This window comes from Mycoplasma leachii PG50, assembly GCF_000183365.1.
GTDB classification, from domain to species: domain Bacteria; phylum Bacillota_I; class Bacilli_A; order Mycoplasmatales; family Mycoplasmataceae; genus Mycoplasma; species Mycoplasma leachii.
This window is the reverse complement of record NC_014751.1, coordinates 339949-364627: the sequence shown is the minus strand read 5'-3', so window position 1 is coordinate 364627 and position 24679 is coordinate 339949. Positions and strand designations below refer to the sequence as shown.

Sequence of the window (24679 nt, the reverse complement as noted above, 5' to 3'; positions counted from 1 at the left end):
ATAGTTTTTTTATAATGTTAAAATATTATATAGTTATTAAGGAGAACTTATGAAAAAACAATTAAGCCCTAAGTATAATCACATCTTAGTTGAAAAAACTAAATATCAATATTGACTAGATAAAAAATTGTTTAAAGCTAATCCTAATTCTAAAAAACCTAAATTTTCTATCATCTTACCTCCACCAAACGTTACTGGTAAATTACATATTGGACATGCTTGAGATACTAGTTTACAAGATGCTATTATTAGATTTAAAAAATTAACTGGATATGATACTTTATTTTTACCTGGTATGGATCATTCTGGAATTAGTACTCAAGTAAAAGTAGAACAAAAACTTAAAAAACAAGGTATAGATAAAAATAAATTGGGTAGAGAAAAGTTTTTATTAGAAGCTTGAAAATGAAAAGAAGAATATGCAAGTATTATTAGAGAGCAATGAGCTAAATTAGGTTTAAGTTTAGATTATTCAACTGAAAAATTTACTCTAGATGAAGATATTAATCAAATTGTTAAAGAGATTTTTGTAAAGTTCTATAATGATAAAATAATTTATAAAGACAAACAAATAGTTAATTGAGATCCAGAACAAAAAACTGCTATTTCTAATGTTGAAGTAATTTATAAAGAAACTCAAAGTAAAATGTATTATTTTAAATATATGTTAGAAAATTCTGACAAATATTTAATAGTTGCTACAACTCGTCCTGAAACTATGTTTGCTGATCAATGTTTAGTTGTTAATCCAAATGATTCTAGATATCAAGAATATATTAATAAAAAAGTAATTAATCCAGTTAATAAGCAAGTTATTCCAATTATAAGTGATGAATATGTTGATATTGAATTTGGAACTGGAGTTATGAAATGTACTCCTGCTCATGATTTAAATGACTATCATTTAGCGATTAAACATAATTTAAAAATGCCAATTTGTTTAAATACTGATGGTTCAGTTAATCAATTAGGTGGAAAATATGAAGGTTTAGATAGATTTGTTGCTAGAAAAGAAATCATTAAAGATGCTATTAAAGAAGATTTGTTGGTAAAAGAAGAAGACATTATTAATCAAGTTGGATTTAGTGAAAGATCAAATGCTATTGTTGAACCATATTTATCTGATCAATGATTTGTTAAAATGGATAAGTTTAAAAATATGGTAATTGATTTACAAAATTCAGATAATAGAATTAATTTTTTTCCAAATAGATTTAATGATGTTTTAAATAGATGAATGACTAATGCTCATGATTGATGTATTAGTAGACAATTATGATGAGGTCATCAAATTCCTTGCTGGTATCACAAAAAAACCAATGAGATGTATGTTGGAATTAATCCTCCAAGTGATATAGAAAATTGAACTCAAGATCAAGATGTTTTAGATACTTGATTTTCATCAGGATTATGAGCTTTTTCAACACTTTTAAATAATAAAGGTTTAGAAAGTGAATATTTTAAAAATTATTTTCCAACTAGTGTTTTAGTTACAGGATATGATATTATTTTCTTTTGAGTAGCTAGAATGATTTTTCAAACTTTAGAATATACAAAACAAATTCCATTTAAAGATGTTTTAATTCATGGACTTGTAAGAGATGAATTAAATAGAAAAATGTCTAAATCTTTAGGTAATGGAATAGATCCTATGGATGTTATTAATAATAATGGTTGTGATTCGTTAAGATTATTTTTATTAACTAATTCAACTCCAGGTCAAGACATTAGATATTCAAATGAAAAAATTTTAGCTAGTTGAAACTTTATAAATAAATTATGAAATGCAAGTAGATATGTATTTTTAAATTTAGATGTTCACTTTGAATTTGATCCCAACTTTTATAAAACTGACTTAGAAATAACTAATCAATGAATTTTGACTCAACTAAGTAAAACACAAACTTATGTTTATGAAAAAATGAACAAATATGAGTTTAGTTTAGCTGGAAATCATCTTTGAGATTTTGTATGAAACAAATACTGTTCTTGATATATTGAATTTAGTAAAGTTAATTTAAGTAATGATAAATTTAACTATCAAACTAAGCAAACTTTATTTTATGTATTAAAAGAAATTTTGATTATGCTTCATCCTTTAATACCATTTGTAAGTGAAGAAATTTATTTAAATATGATGCTAAAAGAATCTATTCTTTTAGAACAATGAACTAATTTAAATTCTGATTATGATACAAGTTTTATTGATGATGTTATTAAAATGATTACAAGTATTAGAGAATTTAGAAATACTAAAAACATTAAAAATAATATTTGTTTATTAGCAAATATTTCAAACACTAATGATAAGCATTCTTACATATTTGAAAAGCATTTTTTACAAATTAATAGTTTTTTAAAAAACTTTTGTAATACTAAATTAGATAATTCTATTAAGATATCTAATAAAACTAGTTTATCAATTGATGAGTATTTTATTGAAATTTCAAATGATTCATTTACTAATAAAGATGAGTTAATTAAAGAATTAGAAACTAAACAAATTCAATTAACTAATGAAATTTTAAGAAGTCAAAAAATTTTAAATAATCCTGAGTTTATTAAAAAAGCAAAAATACAAAAAGTTGAACAAGAAAAATCTAAATATCAAACTTATAAAGAACAACTAGAAGCAATTAATAAAAAAATTAATGATTTAAAAGCATAACTAGTTTAAAATCTCTCTAAGTTAAGAGAGATTTTTAATTGTTATAAATTTAGAAAGTTGTTAAATAGCTATTTTCTATAATAACAGTATCTAAGATATAATTAAATATAGTTAAGGAATATTATGAAATATAGTTTTATAACAAACAAATACGAAGAATCAGGAGACATTTTAAACCAGTTATTAGATATATTAAAAGATGCAAACTTTACTAAAGATGAAAAAGAACCAGACATTTGTTTTGTCATTGGAGGCGATGGTACTTTTTTGTATGCAGTACATAAATATCAATCTATTTTAGATAAATTAATTTTTATACCAATTAAATTTGGTGGAATTGGTTTTTATACTAATAAAAATAGAGTTGATGATTTAAAAAATGTTGATTTATATAAAATTATTAAAGACCCAAACATTACTGAATTAGGACTAATTGAAGTTAATTACGATAATCAAAAAGTTTATGCAATTAATGAAATAAAAATTACTAATCAAGTAAGACCTTTAACATTAGATATTTATATTAATAATGAATTTTTAGAACAATTTAAGGGTACGGGTTTAGTTTTTTCAACACCAAGTGGATCTACTGGATTTATAAAATCAGCTAATGGAGCAATTATTTATCCTGTAGTTTCACTTTTTGAAATGCAAGAATTAATGCCTATTTCAACTAATAAATTTAGAACTTTAAATGCTCCAATTATTTTTTCAGACAAAGAACATATAACTTTAAAACTTAAAGATTTAACAAATGTTACTTTAAGTGCTGATACTTATGAATATGCATTTAAAAACAAAGAATTTTTAATTAAATTAAGCAGAAAAAAAATTAAGCTTTTAAATTTAAATAAAGATAAATTTAATAAGATCCAAATTTTAAGAGATATTTTTGTTTTAAATGACAAAACAAAAAACTAAACAGGAGGGAAATGAAACCATTAGTTGTAATTACTGGAGCAAGTTCAGGAATTGGATTAGCTTGTGCTAAATATTTTTCAAAAAAAGGCTTTCCATTACTAATACTTGCAAGAAGAAAAGAAATATTAGATAATCTAAATTTACCAAATACTTTAACTGCTAAAGTTGATGTTAGAAATTTTGAAGAATTAAATCAAGCTGTTAAAAAAGCTGAAAAAGTTTATGGACCTGTTAATTTATTAATTAATAACGCTGGAATTATGCCAATGAATCAATATATTGATCAAAGTTTAGAAGATAAATATAATACATTAGATATTAATGTTAAAGGTGTTATTAATGGAATGGATGCAGTTTTACCAAGTATGTTAAAACAAAATCACGGAACAATAGTAAATATTTCTAGTGTTGCTGGAAGATATACTTATGCTGATCATTCTATTTATAATGGGTCTAAATTTGCTGTTAATGCAATTACAGAACAAGTTAGAAGAGAATTAAGTGATACTAATATTAGATTTAGTTTAATTGAACCTGCAATTGTTGATACTAATTTATTATCAACAACTAAAAATCAAAAGATTTTAAATAGTTATATATCAAGAAAAAATAGTTTAAATGGTGGCTTAAAACCTGAACAACTAGCTGAAGTTATTTATTATATTTACTCATTGCCACAAGATGTAGTAATTCCTGAACTAATGATTTCTCACACTAATCAAAAAGTATAAGCTAACTAAAAATACATAAATAAATCTAAATATATATTAGTGTCTAGTTTTATAATATATATTAATTTTAATTGCTTGTTATTAACATTTAGAATATTCATATTGAAAGGATATTAGAATGCCAGATATTAAATTTACTGCTCTTGGTGGTCAAGATGAAAGAGGAAAAAATCTTTATGTTTTAGAAATAGATAATGATTTTTTTATACTTGACGCCGGGGTTAAGTACCCTGAAAAAGGCATTTTAGGAATTAATACAGTGATTCCTAAATTTGACTATATTAAACAAAACAAAAAAAAGATAAAAGGGATTTTTTTAACAAATCCTAGTGCTTATAATATGGGAGCTATTCCTTATTTATTAAAAGAAATTGAAGCGCCAATTTACTGTAATGAAATCACTGAATTAATTGCAAGAATTAAATTTCAAAAATTAAGAGTAAAAAATAAAGATCATATACTAAAAGTTGTTCATGATAAAGATATTTTAAAAATAGGAAATACTAAAGTTGAAATTTTTAGAACAACTTCATCTTCACCACAATCATTTGGATATGTTTTTCATACTGAATTAGGTTCTATTGTTTATGCTGGTGATTATATTATTGATGGAAAAGAACAGTCTTATTTTTCAACTGATTATACTCATTTATCTCAAATTGCAAAAAGAGGTGTTCTAGCTTTAATTAGTGATGCTGAGTTTGCTTCAAGAAAAGATTTTACTGTTCCAAACCATAAAATAGATAAATACATATTAGCTCCATTTAAAGAAAAAAACACTAAAATTATTGTTGCCATTTTTGAAGAAGATATTCATAAATTAGGCCAAATATGTATGGCAGCTAAAGAAAACAATAGAAAAATAGCAGTTTATGGAAGAACAATGGATGCAGTTTTAAGATCTAATTTAATCCATGAAAATCTAGTTATAAAACCTGAAGATTTAATTTCAATTCAAGAATACGTTAATTCAAATAATGGAGTTTTAATAATTTCAGGAACTGGTGATGATCTTTATTCAAAATTAGCAAAAATTGCTACTTCTAATGATAGTTTAGTTGAATTTACAGAAAAAGATCTAATTATTTTAACAAACACACCAGTTGCTGGAGTTGAAAAACGCCATGCTCAAATTCTTGATGAACTTGCAAGAACTGATGCTAGATTACTTGCTTTAAGTGATAAAAACATTTGATCTATGAGAGCAAGTTATGAAGATATTAAAATGCTAACTTCTATTTTAAATCCAAAATATTTTATTCCGATAAAAGCTTTATATAAAGAATTTTTAAATGCTGAAAAAGCAGCTATTGAAGCTGGTGTTGATAATCAAAATATTAGAATTATTGATAATGGTGAAATTTTAAAATTATCAAAAAATCATTTAGCAATATCAGAACATGGTGCTGAACATGGAAATGTTTATGTTGATGGTTCTGGAATTGGTGATGTTGGTTCTATTGTTTTAAATGAAAGAAAACAATTGGCAACTGATGGAGTAATTATAGTTGGAGCTACTATTGATAGTAGAAATAAAGAATTAATTTCTCTGATTGATACACAAATGAGAGGTGTTTTATATATTCAAGAAGATAATCCTATCTTTAAAATCTTACAAAGAGAAATTACTAACTTAATCATTGAAGGACAAACTTTATATAAAAAAGATCCTAAAAAATATGATTTAAATGAAATTAAAAAAGATATTACATCTAGAATTAAACAATTAATAAAACAAGAATCAGGAAAAACACCAATTGTTTTAGTAATTATTAATGAATCTGATGGTAAAGGTTATATTCCTAAAAATAATAATAAAAAAAGATATAACAACTCAAACAAAAATAATAAATCTAAAAAAGATAAATCTTAATGATTTATTTTTTTTATAAAATTAAATCTAATATTTATCAAATAAAATTTATAGACCATACTACTATATAATTAAAATGGATTATTTTATAGAAAAGCGGTATAAGATTGTGATAGATGAAAAAAAGATGTCTCTAAAAGAGTTTGTCTGAATGGGGTTTAATTATACAGTTGGTGTTGGTTTTATAGGTAATTTAGCAATTTTTTCTAATATTAAAATTCAAAATCAAATAAATCAAAATTCAACAGGATTACATATTTTTTGAATTTTTGCACTATTAGGATTAGTTGCTTCAATTTGTGCATTAGCATTTGCAAAACTTTCTACTATTCACAAATCAGATAATAACGGTGGAACTTATTTGTATGCTAGAACAACTTTTGGTAGATTTATTGGATTAATAGTAGCATTTATTCAATATATAATGTTGCCATTTATTATTGCTTATCAAATTTGAGGTCTTTTAAAAACCTTTTTAATAACAGATTTATCCAGGATTAAGTTGGGGATTTGATAAAATACCTGGTCTTGGAAACTGAAGTTCATTAGTTTTAGATATTCTAGGCATTATAGTTTATTTTGCATTTGCACTAGTAATATTTGGTGGAATGAAATGATTTAAAAGAATAGCAAATTATTCATCAGCTATTAAATGAGCCACTTCACTTGTTTTAATTTTAGCTGGTATTGTTATGGCTTTTATGAATGGTTCAACTAATTATCAAATGTGAAATAATGATTTTAATCAATCAATTAAAACATTAAGTTTTAGTGCTTTTTCTAAGGCATTTGTTTCTTGTTTTTTCTTTTTTTCTGGATTTGAATCATTTGCAACAGCTGGTAAAAATATTAAAAATCCAGAAAAGAACTTATCAAAAGGAATTATGATTATTATGTTTATTTCATCAATATTTTACATAGTGATTATGATGATCTTTTTTGCAGCAGTAAACCCAAAACAAGGGTTTAGTCAAAATATGACAACTGGATTGTGAAATATGCAACCAATAATACAAATAAAATGGTTATCTGTTTTAGGTATTATTATAATGTTTATTTCACAAATTGCTTTAAGAGCAAATACTTCTGTACAAAATGCTTTATATGGTGGAACAATGCTTCAGCCTATGGCTGTTGAAGGATATATTTCTGAAAAATATAATAAATTAAATAAAGACAATATTCCTGTTAAAGCTTCTTTATTAAATACTTATGTAATACTTTTAATAACATTTTTATGATTAATTATTCCAGATATTATTTATGGTTTTCAAAAACCCAAAACTGAATTAATTTTTAATGTAGCTCAATTAACAGAAGCATCAAGTGCTATTATAATTTCTTTATACATTATAAGTGTTTTAGCATTATTAAAAGTTGCTATTCAAAAATACATTAAGTTACATATTTGAGAATGAATTAGTTTTAGTTTAGTATTAATTTTATTAATTGTGTTATTTTTTTATCATTATTATGAATTATTTAATATAATTGCTAAATATGTTAAAAATGATATAAACATAAAATTAAAGGATTTAATAGGGGCTGTTGTTGAACTATTATTCATTATCGTTTCACTAGCATTTGCAATAATTTGATACTTTGCATATTATAATAAAAAACTAAAACAAAGATTATCAACTAGTGAAGGCAAAAAACTACAAAAAGAGCTTGATAAAGAATTTATTTTAATTAATACAAATAAAGCATTTAAAACAAAAATTAAATAAAAATCTTAAGTAATTGTTTAGTATTTTTATAATCATATTAGAAAATATATAGGAATTTTTTATGAAAAAGATAAGAAAAAATCAAAATTTTGAATCTAAAGTGTTTTTTATTTCTAAAATTAGTAATTTTAAAAATAATTTAATTGCCATAATTATTTTTATATTTTTAATTATTAGTATGTTTAGACTAACACTAGTCGGACAATTTTTTGATGATATTTTCTTTTCTTTTTTATTTGGATGATTTAAATATTTAATTTATTTCTTATTATTTGTTTTTGACTTTTGTTTATTTAAAAAACTAATAGTAGCAATTAAATTAAAAACATTTATAATAATTAGTTTTTTTATAATAGTTTTAGCTAGTTTTTTAACTTTAAATTTTATAATTTGACAATTTATTAACGAGCAAACTATTTCTAATAATTACAAAATTTATGCTTTATGACAAAATGATATTTTAGTTCAAATAATTAAATTTTATAATTATCATTGGTATACAAATTCAGTTTTTACAATAGATTTTAAAAACTGAATAAACTATTTTTTAAATAAAGATACTTATTTTAATCTATTTTTATTTGGTGGGTTTATTTCATTTTTTATTTGCGGAATCTTTTGATATATTACTTTGCCTGCTAGTTATTTAACCTTAATTGTTTTATTAATAATTTCGCTTGTATGATTAGTGACTGACGATCCATTTTACTTATTAAAAAATAAGACCAAAAAAATATCTTTGAAAAACAATAACGCTTTAAATAATCAAATAGCTACACCTAAAATAACTAAATATTATGATGTTAAAGATTTAAAAATTTTTGAAAACAAATTAGATGATAATTTAGAACTACCAGTTTATAAAAACAAAGAAAAAAATTTACTAACAAACTTAGAAAATATACTATTAGATACTAATTTTGTCGATAAAATGTTATTTTTAAAACTAGAAAAAACTGATTTTAAAAAAGAGCAAGAAATAATCAATGATTCTACAAAAAATCCTACTAGTCAGTTTAAAAATCATCATAAAGAAGGTATTTTAACAGATAGTCAAATTAGTCCTTTTAAAAGAAATAAACCATCTAAAAAAATAAGTGATGATGAATTTTTTAATGAGCTATTTGAACAAAAGTAGGTAATAGTATGAATTTAAAAAAACAAGTTGGCTTACTAACAAATAAACCTGGTTGTTATTTATTTTTAAATAAAGATAATGAAGTTATTTATGTAGGAAAAGCTAAAAATTTAAAAAAAAGAGTTAGTACTTATTTTAATAAAGCTTATAATATAAAAACAACAAGACTAATTAGAGAAATTACTGACTTAAAATATTTTATTGTTGATAATGAAAAAGAATCATTACTTTTAGAAAAAAACTTAATTAAAAAATATCGTCCTAAGTATAATGTTTTATTAAATGATGATAAAACTTATCCATACATTGCGATTACTAATCAAAAAGATCCAATGTATAAATATGTTAGAAAGTATGAAAAAAAAGCTCTAAGAAATTATGGACCTTTACCAATTGGAAGTAATGCTAGATCTATTTTATTAACCATACAACGTTTGTTTCCTTTAAAAATGTGTAAAGGTGATTTGAAAAAACCTTGTTTGTATTATCATTTAAATCAATGCTCTGGGGCTTGTTTTAAAACAGTTGATCCTAGTTATTATGAATATCAAATAAAACAAGTTGATAAATTTTTTAAAGGTGAAATTAATCAAGTAAAGCAAACTTTAGTAAAACAAATGCAAAAAGCTAGTGATAATTTACAATTTGAACAAGCAAAAAGAATTAAAGACCAAATTACTAGTTTAGATTTTATTACTACAAAACAAAATGTTGATATTGTTACAAATAAAAATATTGATGTAATTAATTATGAAATTAGTGAAGAAAAAATTTGTTTTGTAATGTTATTTTATAGATTGGGTCAATTAACTTATAAAGATGAATATATTCAAAATTATGAAGGTCAAGATCTAGATGAATTATTAAATAGTTATTTACAGCAAATTTATCAAAAAAATCTTTATCCTGATGTGTTATTAATACCAAATGAAATTGACTTGTTAGATTTAGATGAAAATTTGTTAGAGTTTAGTTCTTATAGTTTTAATAATCAAGATGATGTGTTTATAAAATTAGCAAAACAAAATGCTATTGATAGTTTAAATAAATCTATTATTTCAAATAATGTTAATAGTGGAGATGAGCTTGAAATTTTAGATCAACTTCAACAAGTATCAAATATTAACAAATATCCAAAACGTATTGAAATTTTTGATATTTCAAATATTTATAATCAGTTTATAACTGGAGCTTGCATAGTTTATATTAATGCAAAACCAGTTAGAAATGAATTTAGAAAATATAATATTGATTCTCAATACACTTCAGATTATGCAAGAATGAAGTTTATGTTAGAAAAAAGGTTTTTAAAAAGAAAAAAAGAAAAAGAACAACTACCAGATCTTATTATTGTTGATGGGGGGATTATTCAAATTCATGCAGCTAAAGAAGTCTTAAATAAATTAAATTTAAAAATTAATGTAATTGGTTTAAGTAAAGATAATAATCATAAAACTAGATACTTAATTGATATTTTTGAACAAACTATTGATATTAAAAACTTCAAAAAATTGTATAATTTTTTAACTAGTTTACAAATTAGAGTTGATGAATATGCAAAATCTGGATTTAGAAAAAAATACCACAATCAGTTAAATGATCAAATCCTTTTAATAAAAGGTGTTGGTAAAAAAACTAATTTAAAATTATACAAGCATTTTAAAACAATTGAGAATATTAAAAATGCTGATTTTGATGAACTAAATAAAATTATTAATAATAAAAAAATTACTAATTTAATTATTAGTAATTTTAAAAAATAGATTTCTAAATATATTTTAATTTTAGATTTGATATAGTAATAGATATTTATTAGTCTTTATTATATAATTAACTGGTTATAAGGAGAAGGACATGTCAAAAGAAATTATTTTAACTCAAGAAGGATTAGAAGAATTAAAAGCAGAACTTAAAAATCTTTTAGAAGTTACTAGACCTAAAGTTATTGAAGAACTAGTTGAAGCACGTAATCAAGGTGATTTATCTGAAAATGCTGATTATGATGCTGCAAGAAATAGACAAGCTGAAGTTGAAGCAAGAATTAAAGAAGTTGAAACTTTAATCAATAGAGCTAAAGTTATTGATGATTCTAAAACTCATTCAACTGGTGAAGTTAAAATAGGATCAACTGTAGAATTTCTTTCAAGTCTAGATCATAAGACAAAAGAAATAAAAATTGTTGGAGCCATTGAAGCCGATCCTTTTTCTCGTTTAATTTCTAATGAATCGCCAATTGCTAAAGCTATTTTAGGTAAAAAAATTGGTGATACTGTTGAAATTAAAGATATTTTAAAACCATATAAAATTACAATAAAAAGTATTAAATAATCAATGCTATTGTTACTTTCAATAGCTTTTTTTATAAATAATAAATAAAAGGGAGTAAAAATGAAACCATTAGTTGTAATTACTGGAGCTAGTTCAGGAATTGGATTAGCTTGTGCAAAATATTTTTCAAATCAAGGCCATCCTTTATTAATTGTTGCAAGAAGAAAAGAAATTCTAGACGATTTAAATTTGAAAAATACAATAACTGCTAGAGTTGATGTTACAAATTTTGATGAATTAAATTCTGCTATTAAGCAAGCTGAAAAAATTTATGGTTCTGTTGATTTGATGATCAATAATGCTGGAATAATGATTTTAGAAAAATATAAAGATCAAAGCATTGAAGATAAATATAAAATGATAGATGTTAATGTTAAAGGTGTAATTAATGGAATGGATGCAGTTTTACCAAGTATGTTAAAACAAAATCATGGAACAATAGTTAATATTTCTAGTGTTGCTAGCAGATACACATATACTGATCATTCAGTTTATTGTGGATCTAAATATGCAGTTAATGCAATTACTGAACAATTAAGAAAAGAATTAAGCAATACTAATATTAGATTTACATTAATTGAACCTGCTATTGTAAATACTAATTTATTAGATAGTACAAAAAATCAACAAATTCATAATGATTATCAAAAGTCAATTGATGAAATTAATGGTGGATTAAAACCAGAACAAATTGCTCAAACTATTTATTATATTTATTCATTACCACAAGATGTTATGATACCTGAATTAATGATTTCTCATACTAATGAATCAGAAGTTTAATTACAATTTATTAATAAATTCTCTAATCAATAAATTAACCGATCTATTAAATTCATTTTCTAATATACAATAATAAACTACTTTTAGATAATCAATTTCTTTTATTTTTTTAGTTTTAAATAATCTAGTTGCATATTTACTAGTTCATCTAATAAATTCACTAGAATTAAATGATTGATTATTTATTTTTTTTTCATTATACAAATCTTTTAAATTATTTTTATATTCACTTGGAATTAGTTTTAAAACTTCAGTATTAAATCTTTCAAATTTATCATTTAAAGTTTTATTAGAAATTTTTAAAACTGATTCTTTTTTATTTAGAATTTCTTTTTCATTTAATTGGTTATAAAAATCAATCATAATTAAGATTGCAAAGCACATACCAATCAATTTCATATAATTTTTAATTTGTTTTTGAAATTTAACCAATAGCTTTTTATTTGTAATTATATGATTTAATTTTGGATTAAAAAAATGTAAATAATTATTAATTGTTCTAAAAAACTTATCTAAATTTACTTGTTCGATATTATCAAAATCAATGTAATCATTTGGGTTTAAATTAAAATGAGTAATAAAATTTTTGATTTTAAAAATAAGTTTATTAGCTTTTTTATTTCATCAAGGATTAATATGAGTATATGAATTAAGATCTTTAGTTTTAAGTTCTCTTAGTTTATAAATTTCTATCATTTCTAATGCTCTTTTCTATATTATATATTAAAATAAAATATTACTAGTAATGTATAATTAAGGTAGTTTAAAGGAGTTTTTATGAATAAAAAAGAGATTTTTGACACTGATTTTTTTGAATCGGGTTTAGCTTATATTTTAACTAATTTAGATTTTATTCAAGAAGAACTAGAACAAGAAAATTTACAAACTAATTTAATAAACAAATTAATAAATGATTTTGAAGATGTTCAAGAATATGAAACATGAGATACCTTAACTAATAATTTAATTCAAGCTGAAGATCAAATCTTAGAACAAATTTTAAAAATAAAAGACTCAACAAAATTCAATTTATTAAATAGTTATTTTTTAGCAAAAAGTCTTGCTGTTTATTTAAAGTCTAATAGTTTTTTAATAGAACAATTAGAAAAATTAGAAGCTAATTCACCTGATAATTTATCAGAAGATAAAAAAGAAGAGTTTCTTAATAATTTAAAACAAGAAATTTTAAAAAATAACTCAGAATTATATAAACAAAACCAAAGAGTGTTTATCGAGATATTTGAAAAAAAAGTTGAATTTAAAAAAATCTATCAACTTTTAATTAAAGAAACCGAGTTTGAAGATTTTAATTGTGCAAATGAACTATTATTTAATATGCTAAATAATAATTTAAAATTTAATAACAAACAAGATTTATTAAAATTAGAAGTTTTAAATAATGCTCAATCTTTAATGGATTTTCTTACTTTTTATGAATCTAGTTTATTTGATAATGAAGAAGAATAAAAATGTCTAGTAAGATAATTGGAATAATAATTTTTACAGTTTTTTATTTTATTTTTTTATTAATAACTTTTATATTAACTTATTTTTATCAAATTAAAAATAAGGATTTTATTGTTTTTAATAAAAACTATCTAAAAGAGTGAAATAAATATAAGTTTGATAATAAAAACTCAACACTGAATCAAATTGAATTTGAATATCAATTACCAAAAAATGAAATTGGATTATTTCAAAAAGAACTTTTAATATCTGGAATTAATAAAAAAACTAAAAATTATAAAGATTATTTTGATGATGATTATTTAATATTAAAAAAGAGTTTAAGCTTGTATCAAACTACAAGCTATGATTTTAAAAAAACTAAGTTATATCTAACTAATTTACATTTAGTAATTGATGATAATAACCAATTTTATAAATATAAAATTAGTGAAATTAAAAGTTGTAGTATTTGTGTAATTAAAGATAAAAATCTTTTACAAAAAGGTTGTGCATTGCAAATAGATGATCAAAATCTAACAATTTTAGGTGATGTTTTTTTACTAGTTTTATCTATTAAAAAACTAAAAAAGGAGTTTTAAAATGAAAATTGATTATACTGCAAGTATTTTTTTAAGTTTTACAGTTTTTATATTAACTTTAATATTATTTTTAATAAATTTTTATTGGTTATACAAAGTAAAAAAGATTTATAACCAAGTAAAAGATCAAAACCTAAAATTCAATTTTAATGAGAATAGATATTCAAATATTAAATCAATAAACATTTTTAGTTGCGTTATTTCATTTTGTGTTTTATTGATTTTTACAATTTTAAAATTTAAAAATTTATTAAACAAAAGTTTTTTATATGAGTGAATAATAATAGGTTCAATCATTTGTGAATTTATTATGTTTATGATTTTAGTTTATTTAATATCTAATTTAATATTTGTTAAAACTGAAAAATATTTAGTTGTAGTTAATAGATTAATTGATTTAAGATCTGTTTTTAAAATTGAAATTTCAAAACGATTTATAAAAGTTATTTATATAAATGCATTTCATACAAAAAGTAGATTTTGATTTTATAACACAAATAATTTAGATCAATGATTTGAAACACACTTTAAAGAATTAATCAGAAAGGATAAACAATGATAAAACAAGCTAGTTTTATAACTTCGGCAGCTAACAAAAACAATTGAATTAATGATGATGTTAGTGAAATTTGCTTAATTGGAAGAAGTAATGTTGGAAAATCTAGTTTTATAAATTCACTAACAAATAATAATAAACTAGCAAAAATCTCAAATACTCCTGGAAAAACTAGATTATTAAACTTTTTTGAAATTAATAAAGGGGAGTATCGTTTAGTTGATGCTCCAGGTTATGGTTATGCAAAAGTTGATGATAATTTAAAAATTCAATTTGCAAAAATGATGGAAGAATACTTTATTAATCGTAAAAATTTAAAAGGTGTTTTTTTATTATTAGATCTAAGACACAAACCTAGTAATGATGATGTAATGATGTATCAATTTTTAAAACATTATAATATTCCAGTTGTTATAATTGGTACTAAATTAGATAAGTTAAAAAGAAATGAATATATTAAAAATGAAAAAATGATTAAAGAAACAATAAATTTTTATCAAGAAGATGACTTTATAAAGATTTCTAATTTAAATAAGACTAATATTATAAAGTGTTATGAATTAATAAATAAACTTTTAGGGAGTAAATAGTTTTATATATGGATAATTTAGAGCAAAAAACGATTGATGAAGTTCAAAAAATATTAAATACAAATATTAAAACTGGTTTAACAAATCAAAAAGCTAGTGAATTATTAATAACAAATGGTAAAAATGAATTAGCAAAAAATAAACAAACACCTGCTATTTTAATATTTTTAAAATCTTTAATTCAACCAATACAAATAGTTTTATTCATTGCAGCTATTATTTCAGTAATAGCCCCATTAATTTCATCAAAACATTTTGAAGTCAAATTTGATGATTTTATTGACTTTATAGTAATTATGGGCGTAATTATTTTAGATGCAACTTTAGAAACAATTCAACAAATTAAAGCAAGAAAATCAGTTGATGCTTTAAAATCATTGTCTAAGCCTTCAGCTATTGTTTTAAGAGATTCAACTGTTAAAGAAATTGATGCTTCTGAATTAGTAATTGGTGATATTGTAATATTAGAGGCTGGAAAATATGTTCCTGCAGATTTACGCTTATTAGAATCCAATGATTGTATGGTTGAAGAATCAATTTTAACAGGTGAATCATTACCAGTTGCAAAAAATATAAAGCCAATTAAACAAACTAATATTCTAGCTGATAAAAAAAATATTTGTTTTATGTCTACTTTTATAACTTCAGGTAGAGCAATTGGAGTTGTTATTAAAACTGGAATTGATACTGAAATTGGAAAAATTTCTAAAACAATTTCTGAAAATGAAGAGCAAGTAACACCATTAGAAAAGAAAATGAATAGATTTAGTTATTTAATTTCTATTCTAGCTATTATAATAAGCTTTTTTGTATTTATTAGTTTTATAATTAGCTCAAATAAAAGCAATTGGGCAACTTATTTAATGATTTCAATAACATTAGCAATAGGTGTTATTCCTGAATCACTTTCTGCTATTGTATCTATTGCCTTATCTTTTGCTACAAAAAGAATGGCGAAAAATAATGTTATTGTTAAAAAGCTAGAAAGCATTGAAACTTTAGGATCAGTAAATGTAATTTGCACTGACAAAACAGGAACATTAACTCAAAATAAAATGGCGATTAAAAAGCTAATTTGAAACAATGAAATTATTTTATCTGATCAATTTATAAACAAAACTAAAAATGAATTAGCTAAAACTTTATTTTTAAAATCTTTAGTTTTACCAAATGATTCAATTACTGAAAAAGATGAAAGAATTGGAGATCCTACAGAACTTGCATTAGTTGATTTTGCTGAGCATTTAAAAATTGATGAACAAGAATTTAGAAAAAAATATCCAAGAGTCTTTGAAATACCTTTTGATAGTGAAAGAAAACTGATGTCAACTGTTAATATTTTAGAAGATAATAAGAGATTTATTTTTACAAAAGGTGCTTTAGACCAAATACTAAAAAAATGTTCAAAAATTTTTATTAATAATAAAATTGTTAAATTAACTAATACTTATAAAAAAGAAATTAAAAAATTATCAACATCTTTAAGCGATGATGCTTTAAGGGTATTAGGATTTGGATTTAAACAAATTTTAAGTGATGAACTACAAACTGAAGAAGATTTAATTTTTATTGGTGCTGTTGGAATGATTGATCCCATTAGAAAAGAAGCTTTAATAGCAGTTCAACAAGCAAAAGCTGCCGGTATTAAAACAATTATGATCACTGGAGATCATGCCACTACAGCTTTGGCAATAGCAAAAGATTTAGACTTAGCTTATACTCAATATGAAGTAATGTCTTCAGAAAAATTAGAACAGTATACTGATCAAGAACTAGAAAGTGCAATTGATAATATTAAGATTTTTGCAAGAGTAAACCCTGAACACAAAGTAAGGATCGTTCAAGCTTTACAAAAAAAAGGATATATTGTTTCAATGACAGGTGATGGAGTTAATGATGCTCCAAGTTTAGCAATAGCTGATATTGGAGTTTCTATGGGTGTTAGCGGAACTGATGTTGCAAAACAAGCAGCAGATGTAATATTGACTAATGATGATTTAAATACTATGATGACTGGGGTCTTAGAGGGACGCAATGTTTATCAAAAAATTAGACGTGCAATTGTTTTACTATTAGGCTTTAACTTTGCAAATGTAATAAGTATTGTTATTATTTCATTACTATTAAAAATTTCACCTTTAAACGCTACAAATATTTTATTTGTTAATATTGTAGTTGACTCTTGTTTAGCATTTGGAATTGGAATGAGTCCAATTGATAGAACTCTTTTAAAAAATAAACCTCAACTAAGAAATAAGAGCATACTTAATGAAATAATCTGACCATTATTTAAAGTAGGTTTATCTTTATCAACTGCACAAATAATCTCGTTTATAATTGGGATGTCAGTGACAGATCTTGATCATTATAATAGTTTAAAAAATTATACTAAAGCTAATAATTGATTCTTGTTTATTCAACAAAATAGTAATCTTTTATTAACCAATTTAGATGACATGCACGATTTTATAGTATTTGGAAGAACTAGTATGTTTATTACAAGTATCATTTCACCAATTCTATTTACTCACCTAATAAAACTTACAAATTGAAAAGAAACTAAAAAAATTGATTGAACTATTTCAAAACCTTTAATTTATGCTTGTGTTATTGCCTTATTAATTTCAATAATAGTATTTTCAATACCAGTGTTTAATTCAAAAGTATTTGGTTTAGCAAGCATTAATGATACAAAACAATATACTAATTGAAGCTCTAAAAATATGTGAATTCTATTTTCAAGTTTAGGATGTGGTTTAATTCCTTTTGCATTTATATTAATAACTGATGCAATAGAATTTTACTCATATCATTTATCAAATAGAACTTGAGAAAAAAGACAAAAACTAATAAAACAAATAATAGATCAAGAACAAAAAGAAAAAAAAGAAGATAAAAAAAATCAAGCAAAATTATAGTGCTTGATTTTTTTATTTAATAACTAATTAATGTGATTCTAATGAAGTTTTAATAGCGAATTTTTTCTGTGGGTAGAATTTTGAAGCTTGTTCATAAAAACTAATCTTATCTTGTAAAAATTGCATTTTTTTATTATGCAATTTAGTTAATCTATCTTTTCCAACAGAACCTTTTAATTCAGATTTTGCTAACATATGTTTTTGCTTTTGAGTATTTTTAAATTCAGCTTTAAGTGATTTATATTTAGCTTTGTCTTGTGCAGAAACTGATTGCTTCATTTTTTTATTTTCATTAACTAATTTCTTTAATAATTGTAATTGGCTAACATAATGTTTTAATAATTCTTTATAATGTTGTTTAGCTTTTTGAATTTCATTTTTATAGTTATTTATTCATTTATTTTTTAAATTAATAATAATTTGTTTTTTTTCTTTTTTAAAATTATCCTTGAACTCTTTTTTTGAAGAACTTGTATGTAATAATTCTTCTTTTTTAGTTTTTATTAATTGTTCTTTTTCTACTAAAAATTTATTAAAACAATCAACGAATGCCTTTATATAAATAATTGATTTAACTTTAATAGTTTCTTTAATTTTATTAAAGAAAATGATAGTTTGTCATTGTCATGCAAAGCGACGTTTATTACTTTGAAATAATTCAATTTCTTCTAGTAAATATTGATGTTTTAATGGTAAAGGTAAATTATATATTTCAAAATAAGTAGTTCTTCTACTGTATCTAAACATATATCCACCTAGTAAACCAGCTCCAACATTTAATATAGCAGTTAGTACTAATAAAATAGCTAAATGCATATTTAATTGTCAAGTTGCATATTGATTTGAAGTTTTAGTTAATACTTCAGCAGTTTGACCACCACCTTGACCAAACATAGCAACTGGACCAAATGGAGTAGCTAAACCAACTCCTTGTTGAGTAAATCCATGAACAATTTCATAACTATTTGAATTAATCATAAATACTGTTTGTTCTATATTTAAAATATTTTGACCATAAACAATTACTAATATACCAGTAGCAGCAGCACCAATAAAATTAGTTATATAAACAGACACTGGATTCATTGAAATAATGTCAGCTTGAGATAATGGTTCTATTGAACAAGCAATAGTTTGTTTCTTTTCACCATATTTCATTCTTGCAAATAATACACCATTCATAAATGATGAACCCATAGCAGAAACACTACCTACTGCCATTGCTGAACCTTGTAATCCTAAACCAACGGCTAATGCCATTGATGATAGTGGTGAAGTTCCAACTACTGTTAAAAATCCTCCAACAACTATTGCCATTGGTATTGGTGATAAGTTTATAGCAACCTCAATAGATGATCCTATTCCTTTTAAAAGTGGAGCAACTACATTAGCTCCAAATTTTGCTGTTAAAGCAGTTAGTGGAGCAATTATTAATAAAGCAATTATTAAATCTAAACCATCTGGAGCATATTTTTGTAATAATACTAATGCTCAATACATTGTATAACCAGCAACTAATCCGGCTAAAATGTTAAATGCACCAACTGTTGTTCTTAAATTCATTGCAAAAGTTGGCATATATTCTTTACTAAATATAGTTTTTAAAACATCTTTTTGATCAGTTATTAATAAATTAGGCTTAACACTTTCAAAAGTTTTTGATAATTCAGATCCTAGGTTATTTCCTTTAATTCATTCAGCAATAGCTCTTATTGAATTATCATCAGATAATAATTGTTGTCCTTTTGTAGTACTTGTATTTACTAAAGTTCTAGCAATAGATTTAGATATACCATCTACATCAACTGATAAACCTACTGCAAATACAGCTGTACCACATAAAATCGCAAATAATGGATTTCCACCCATTAAAATAATTACAAGTATTGTGCAAGCTGGAGCTGCTAAAGTTCCTGCAACACTACCTATAACTTTAGTAAAATCACCAATTACTGGAATTCTTCCTAAAACTCAAAAGTTGAAAACTTCTATTAAAAAAGTAGCACAAACAGCTCCAGAAAGTCCCGACATTGCTCTTTTACCTTTAGGAACATAGTAAGAAAAAATTGTAAAAAATACCAACACTAACATTAATAGTGATGTCCCTTTTAAAAAGGCAACAGCCTGTTGTCCAAATGATACTGACTGAGAAAATACTATAATATTAATTCACCTTTCTTTCTTTAAATTTTAAATATTTTTTTATTAATAAAATAGAAAATAAGACATTAAAAAAATTAGAAGTCTTATATGATATTAATTTTAAACTACTTTACTAAAACTTTAGTTAAATAAAAGGTGAATTTATTTAATAAGGTTATTATTTTATAAAATTATAGGTGAAATATTTTCTCAAAAGTAAGGATCACGACCTTTAGTGTTTTTTGGTCACCTTCATTTTGCAAATCAACTTAAGTTAATATAGTGTGGTCAAAAATTATACTCGTCAATTATTCCTACAACGTTTCATGTATCTAATGAACCACTAAATCAAGAACCAGCAAACATATTTTTCATTGTTTTAACTTTTGAAACATCTCAAGCTGTTCATTTGATTTGATATGAATTTTGCCTTCTATCAAAATCATGATGTCCTGTTTTGCTAGTTCGTTTTGTTGACAGATCAAGTTTAATTGTATGTCTAATATTACTAAACATCTCACTCATATCAATTACTTCAGAAGTGTCTCATTTAGAAATATCACCACAGCAAAACGATGATCCATAAAAAGCCTTTTTCATATTTTTTACATTAGATGTTTTTCAATTATTCAAATTCATGTTTATATAAGATTCTAAAAAAATTCCTTCTATATTTTCAACAAAATCAAGATTTCATTTTTCAAGATTTTTTATAGTCTGATTTTGATTATTTTTAAAAGCATAAGATAAATTTTTTAAAAAAGCTGGTATGTGATCTGGAACTTCATTTGTTGATTTTTTAAATGGTTCAATTTGATATTTTTCTTTATCATTATAAAAAAAGCCAATTTTTATACATTTATTTCCATCATACTCTGCTTTAACTGTTTTTTTCTTTAAATACTCATATCTAGAATTTAATTCATTAATACTTGATTCTAATCTCTGATTTTCTTCTTTTAAATCTCTTATTTGATTTTGTTTTTCTAAATATTTATTAGATAACTCTTCTAATTGCTTTTCTTTTTCTTTGATTTTTTTGCTTTCTTCTCTAATTTTTTCTTTAAGTTCAGAAACTTGATTAATTAATAAATATCTTTTATCTTCTAAGTCTTTTTTCTTTTGAAAATAAGTATTAATATCAGAATCTAATTTTTCTTTTTGCTCATTTAACAATTTATTTTTTCGTATAATTTCATCTAATTTATTTTTTAAACTTGTATTTGCTTTAATTCATTCATCAATTTGGATTTGTGCATTATCATTTTCAACTTTTAAACCATTTGCTTGTTTTTCTTTTTGCTCTTTATCAAATATTAATTTTTTTAAATCTTTTTCTTGAAGTTCAATACCTTGTTCAACTTTTTTAATTTGTTCTTCTAATTCTTTACTTTTTTTAAATTCTTTTTCATATTTTAAATTAATATCATTTGTACTATTATCAATTTTTTGAATTTTAGAATTAATTTCATTTAATTTATCTTGAGCAATTTTGGCCTCCTTACTTTTAGAAATAAATTCTTTTTGTTTATCAGTTATTTGTTTTTCTAATTCATCTTTTTTGTTATTTAAATCAGTTAGTCTTAATTCATTTTGTACTTTTATTTTTTCTAATTCTTTTAATTTCGTATTATCAATTTGATTAGTTTGTTTTAGTTTATTAATTTCTTTTTCATTCTTATTATTTTCTTCTTCTATTTTTTTAATGTTTAATAGTAATGTTTCTCATTGTGATTTTAATATAGAAAGTGATTGATCATTTTTACTTTCTTTAGAAATTTCTGTTTGGATTTGTTTTTCTAAATTTGTCTTTTGAATATCTAAATTTGCTTTTTCATTTTTTAATTCATCTAAAGTATCTTTAGTTTTTTTAAATTCTAATTTTGATATTTCTTTAAGTTTTATTAACTCTTCTTTTTTAGATTTACTTTCTAAAATTTCTTTTTCTACTTGATGTGTTTTTTCTTTTAATTCTTTAACTTGTAATTCTAAACTTTTAATTTCTTTGATATTTATGTTTTTTTGAGTAGTCGCATCAGATAAATTTTGTTTAACTTCTTTGATTTGTTTAGTTAATAAACTAATTTTTTCTTGGTCTTTTTTAGAAATTTGATCAATAGAGTTAATTTGTGAATTTAAATTTTCAATTTGTTTATTTATAGTGTTCTTTTTATTAGTTAATAAATTTAATTCTTCTATTTTACTTGTTTCTTGTTCTTTTAAACTATTGATTTCTTTTTGTATTTTATTAATTTCTTCAAGTAATTGTTGTTTTTCTAATTCAGTCTTATTAATTTGTTCATTATATTTATTAACATTTGTTTCTAAACTAGAAATTTCATTTTGTAGTTGTTCTAATTTAGATAGTTGTTTTGGTTGATTCAGATTTTTTTTACTACAAGCAATTAAAGTTGTAGCTGATAGCATACTAATAGTTAATGTTGATAAAACGTATAAAAGTTTTTTCATAATACTTACCTACTGATATTTAGTTAAAATATTTACTCACCATCTCAAAGTGTCTTGTTGTTTTTTTAACGGTTCTTTTTTTTTCTTCTAATTGTCTTATTTGTTCATCAGCTTGACTAATGTTTTCTTCAATTTTAATAATTTGAGTTTCTAGATCCTTAAATTTAATTTTACTTTCTTTAAAACTTTCAGTTAGATTTTGAATTTCTAATTCATAATTATTAACTTGATTAGTAATTTGCTCATTTTCAGTTCTAATTGCTTTAATTTTTTCATTTAAATTATTGATTTGAACTTCTAAACTTTGTTTTTCTAAAGTTAGTTCTTCTATTTTTTTAGATAAATCACTTTCTTCACTAGCTAGTTCTCTTAATTTTTGCGTTAATTGCTCTCTTTTTTGTTTGGCTGAATCTATTAAATTATCAAGAGATTTATTTTGAGAAACTAAACTATTGATTTGATTTTGTCTTTCTGAATTTGTATTAATTAATAATTTTAATTTATTATCATTATTTGAATTAGTGCTAATTAAAATTTGTAAATTAGATCTTCTAGCTTCTAATTCTTTAGTTTTTGTATTTAATTCAGATTCTTTAAATTTAATTAAATTAGATAATTTACTAATTTCAGTTAGAATTTGCTGATTTTTTTGAGTTAATTCATTTAAATTATTTATAAGTATAGAGTTATTATTACTTATTTCTTTTATAGAGTTTTGATTATTTTGTAATACTTTTGTTAATTTATCAATTAAATCATTATTATTTTGATTATCATTTCCTAGTTTAATTAATGTATTAGTTATTTCTAGTGCTTTATTATTTAGTTGTTCTAATTTTTTATTATTATTTTGAATTTGTTTTTCTAAATGACTAATTTCTTTAGATTTTAAATTATTTGAATTTTTAATCTGATCAAATTGATTTTTTAATTGTTTAATTTCATTTAATAAACTAGAATTTTGAGATTCTAAAACATTTATTAATTGTTTTGTACTTACAATTTGATTATTATTATTCTTAATTTCTTTTTCAAAATTAGTAATTAAAACTTTTAAATTGTTATTTTTGTTAATTAAATTTGCTTTAATTTGAGTATTATTTAATATTTGATTGTTTAAAGTATTAATTTCTGTTTGTAATTTATTAATTTCTAAATTAATTTGTTCAAATTCTTTTAAGTTATTATTTTTATTTGTTTCTAATTCTACTAGTTTTTTAGAATAATCATTTTTTAAATTAGTTAAAAAATCTAGTTTTTTCTGATTTGCTATTAATTTTTGATTATTTTGATTAATATCTAGTATTGCTTTTTGTTTTTGATTTTCTAAGTTATTAAGTTTAGCTTCTAGTTCTTTTAAGCTAATAGTTTTTAATAAATTTTTATTTTGTTTAAATTCTTTAATTTCACTTATTTGTTTATTATAAATAGATTGTAAAGAACCATATTTATTATTTAATTCAACTTTGTATTGCTCTAATTGTTCTTCTAAACTAACTTTTTTTGAAAATCTAAAATTGTTAAAATTTAAAACAGCTAGAATAGTTGTTGAAAATAATACTAACCCAGTTGTAGATATTATTTTTAGAACTTTTCTAAAATCTAGTTTTTTGCTAATTTGTTTTAGGTTATTTATTTTTTCTAACCTATATAATGGTAATAACTTTAAAGCTTTTTTCATAATTAATCTCCTTTAAACTTTTTATTCATTATAGTATTAGAAAAAAATTTAAAAAGTTAACTATTTTTATTAAAAAAAATAAAAAACCTCAGTTTTTTCAAAC

General features: G+C 22.5%; 19 protein-coding genes. 15 read left to right on the top strand and 4 right to left on the bottom strand.

Annotation, left to right across the window (positions count from 1 at the left end):
- Positions 1-49: 49 nt before the first annotated feature.
- The 10 genes from MSB_RS01505 (at position 50) to MSB_RS01460 (ending at position 12172) form a co-directional block, all read left to right on the top strand.
- On the top strand, positions 50-2668 hold the full coding sequence (locus tag MSB_RS01505) for a valine--tRNA ligase (protein ID WP_013447618.1): 2619 nt from the start codon (positions 50-52) through the stop codon (positions 2666-2668).
- Between the two features lie 123 nt (positions 2669-2791).
- Positions 2792-3589 carry a diacylglycerol kinase catalytic domain-containing protein gene (locus MSB_RS01500; protein WP_011387144.1) on the top strand — a complete coding sequence of 266 codons (798 nt, stop codon included), beginning with the start codon at positions 2792-2794 and terminating at the stop codon, positions 3587-3589.
- A gap of 11 nt (positions 3590-3600) precedes the next feature.
- A complete protein-coding gene (locus MSB_RS01495) occupies positions 3601-4320 on the top strand; it encodes an SDR family oxidoreductase (RefSeq protein ID WP_013447617.1) in 720 nt (239 codons plus the stop codon).
- A gap of 118 nt (positions 4321-4438) precedes the next feature.
- On the top strand, positions 4439-6193 hold the full coding sequence (locus MSB_RS01490) for a ribonuclease J (protein ID WP_013447616.1): 1755 nt from the start codon (positions 4439-4441) through the stop codon (positions 6191-6193).
- Positions 6194-6320: 127 nt separating this feature from the next.
- Positions 6321-6710 (top strand): amino acid permease, encoded by a 390-nt coding sequence (locus tag MSB_RS01485; protein WP_231833536.1) that lies wholly within the window; start codon positions 6321-6323, stop codon positions 6708-6710.
- A gap of 91 nt (positions 6711-6801) precedes the next feature.
- Entirely contained in the window at positions 6802-7923 is a 1122-nt protein-coding gene (locus MSB_RS01480) for an amino acid permease (protein WP_013447614.1), read from the top strand.
- Between the two features lie 61 nt (positions 7924-7984).
- Entirely contained in the window at positions 7985-9061 is a 1077-nt protein-coding gene (locus MSB_RS01475) for a hypothetical protein (protein ID WP_013447613.1), read from the top strand.
- 8 nt (positions 9062-9069) lie between these two features.
- Positions 9070-10824 carry an excinuclease ABC subunit UvrC gene (uvrC, locus tag MSB_RS01470; RefSeq protein ID WP_013447612.1) on the top strand — a complete coding sequence of 585 codons (1755 nt, stop codon included), beginning with the start codon at positions 9070-9072 and terminating at the stop codon, positions 10822-10824.
- A gap of 91 nt (positions 10825-10915) precedes the next feature.
- On the top strand, positions 10916-11389 hold the full coding sequence (gene greA / locus MSB_RS01465) for a transcription elongation factor GreA (RefSeq protein WP_013447611.1): 474 nt from the start codon (positions 10916-10918) through the stop codon (positions 11387-11389).
- A 60-nt stretch (positions 11390-11449) separates the two neighbouring features.
- Complete coding sequence (locus MSB_RS01460) at positions 11450-12172, top strand: SDR family oxidoreductase (RefSeq protein WP_013447610.1); 723 nt, start codon at positions 11450-11452, stop codon at positions 12170-12172.
- Here the strand turns inward: MSB_RS01460 and MSB_RS01455 are convergent, their stop codons facing one another.
- The gene (locus tag MSB_RS01455; protein ID WP_013447609.1) at positions 12173-12868 is read right to left on the bottom strand and encodes a hypothetical protein; all 696 of its coding nucleotides are present in this window, start codon (positions 12866-12868) and stop codon (positions 12173-12175) included.
- Positions 12869-12949: 81 nt separating this feature from the next.
- Between MSB_RS01455 and MSB_RS01450 the strand changes: the two genes are divergently transcribed.
- Genes MSB_RS01450 through MSB_RS01430 form a run of 5 tightly spaced genes read left to right on the top strand, consistent with a single transcriptional unit; the run spans position 12950 to position 18284 of the window.
- Complete coding sequence (locus MSB_RS01450; RefSeq protein WP_013447608.1) at positions 12950-13639, top strand: hypothetical protein; 690 nt, start codon at positions 12950-12952, stop codon at positions 13637-13639.
- Between the two features lie 2 nt (positions 13640-13641).
- Complete coding sequence (locus tag MSB_RS01445; protein WP_013447607.1) at positions 13642-14220, top strand: hypothetical protein; 579 nt, start codon at positions 13642-13644, stop codon at positions 14218-14220.
- Position 14221: 1 nt separating this feature from the next.
- Complete coding sequence (locus MSB_RS01440; RefSeq protein WP_013447606.1) at positions 14222-14782, top strand: hypothetical protein; 561 nt, start codon at positions 14222-14224, stop codon at positions 14780-14782.
- Entirely contained in the window at positions 14776-15366 is a 591-nt protein-coding gene (gene yihA, locus MSB_RS01435) for a ribosome biogenesis GTP-binding protein YihA/YsxC (protein WP_013447605.1), read from the top strand. The genes MSB_RS01440 and yihA overlap by 7 nt, the downstream gene beginning before the upstream one ends.
- 8 nt (positions 15367-15374) lie before the next feature.
- The gene (locus tag MSB_RS01430) at positions 15375-18284 is read left to right on the top strand and encodes a cation-translocating P-type ATPase (protein ID WP_013447604.1); all 2910 of its coding nucleotides are present in this window, start codon (positions 15375-15377) and stop codon (positions 18282-18284) included.
- A 27-nt stretch (positions 18285-18311) separates the two neighbouring features.
- On the opposite strand, the gene MSB_RS01425 is transcribed toward MSB_RS01430, so the two are convergent.
- From MSB_RS01425 to MSB_RS01415, 3 genes are all read right to left on the bottom strand, one after another.
- Positions 18312-20375, bottom strand: coding sequence for a PTS sugar transporter subunit IIC (locus MSB_RS01425; RefSeq protein WP_013447603.1), 2064 nt, complete (start codon positions 20373-20375; stop codon positions 18312-18314).
- A gap of 234 nt (positions 20376-20609) precedes the next feature.
- The gene (locus MSB_RS01420) at positions 20610-22895 is read right to left on the bottom strand and encodes a BspA family leucine-rich repeat surface protein (protein WP_013447602.1); all 2286 of its coding nucleotides are present in this window, start codon (positions 22893-22895) and stop codon (positions 20610-20612) included.
- A 19-nt stretch (positions 22896-22914) separates the two neighbouring features.
- A complete protein-coding gene (locus tag MSB_RS01415) occupies positions 22915-24576 on the bottom strand; it encodes a membrane protein (RefSeq protein WP_013447601.1) in 1662 nt (553 codons plus the stop codon).
- Between the last annotated feature and the right edge of the window lie 103 nt (positions 24577-24679).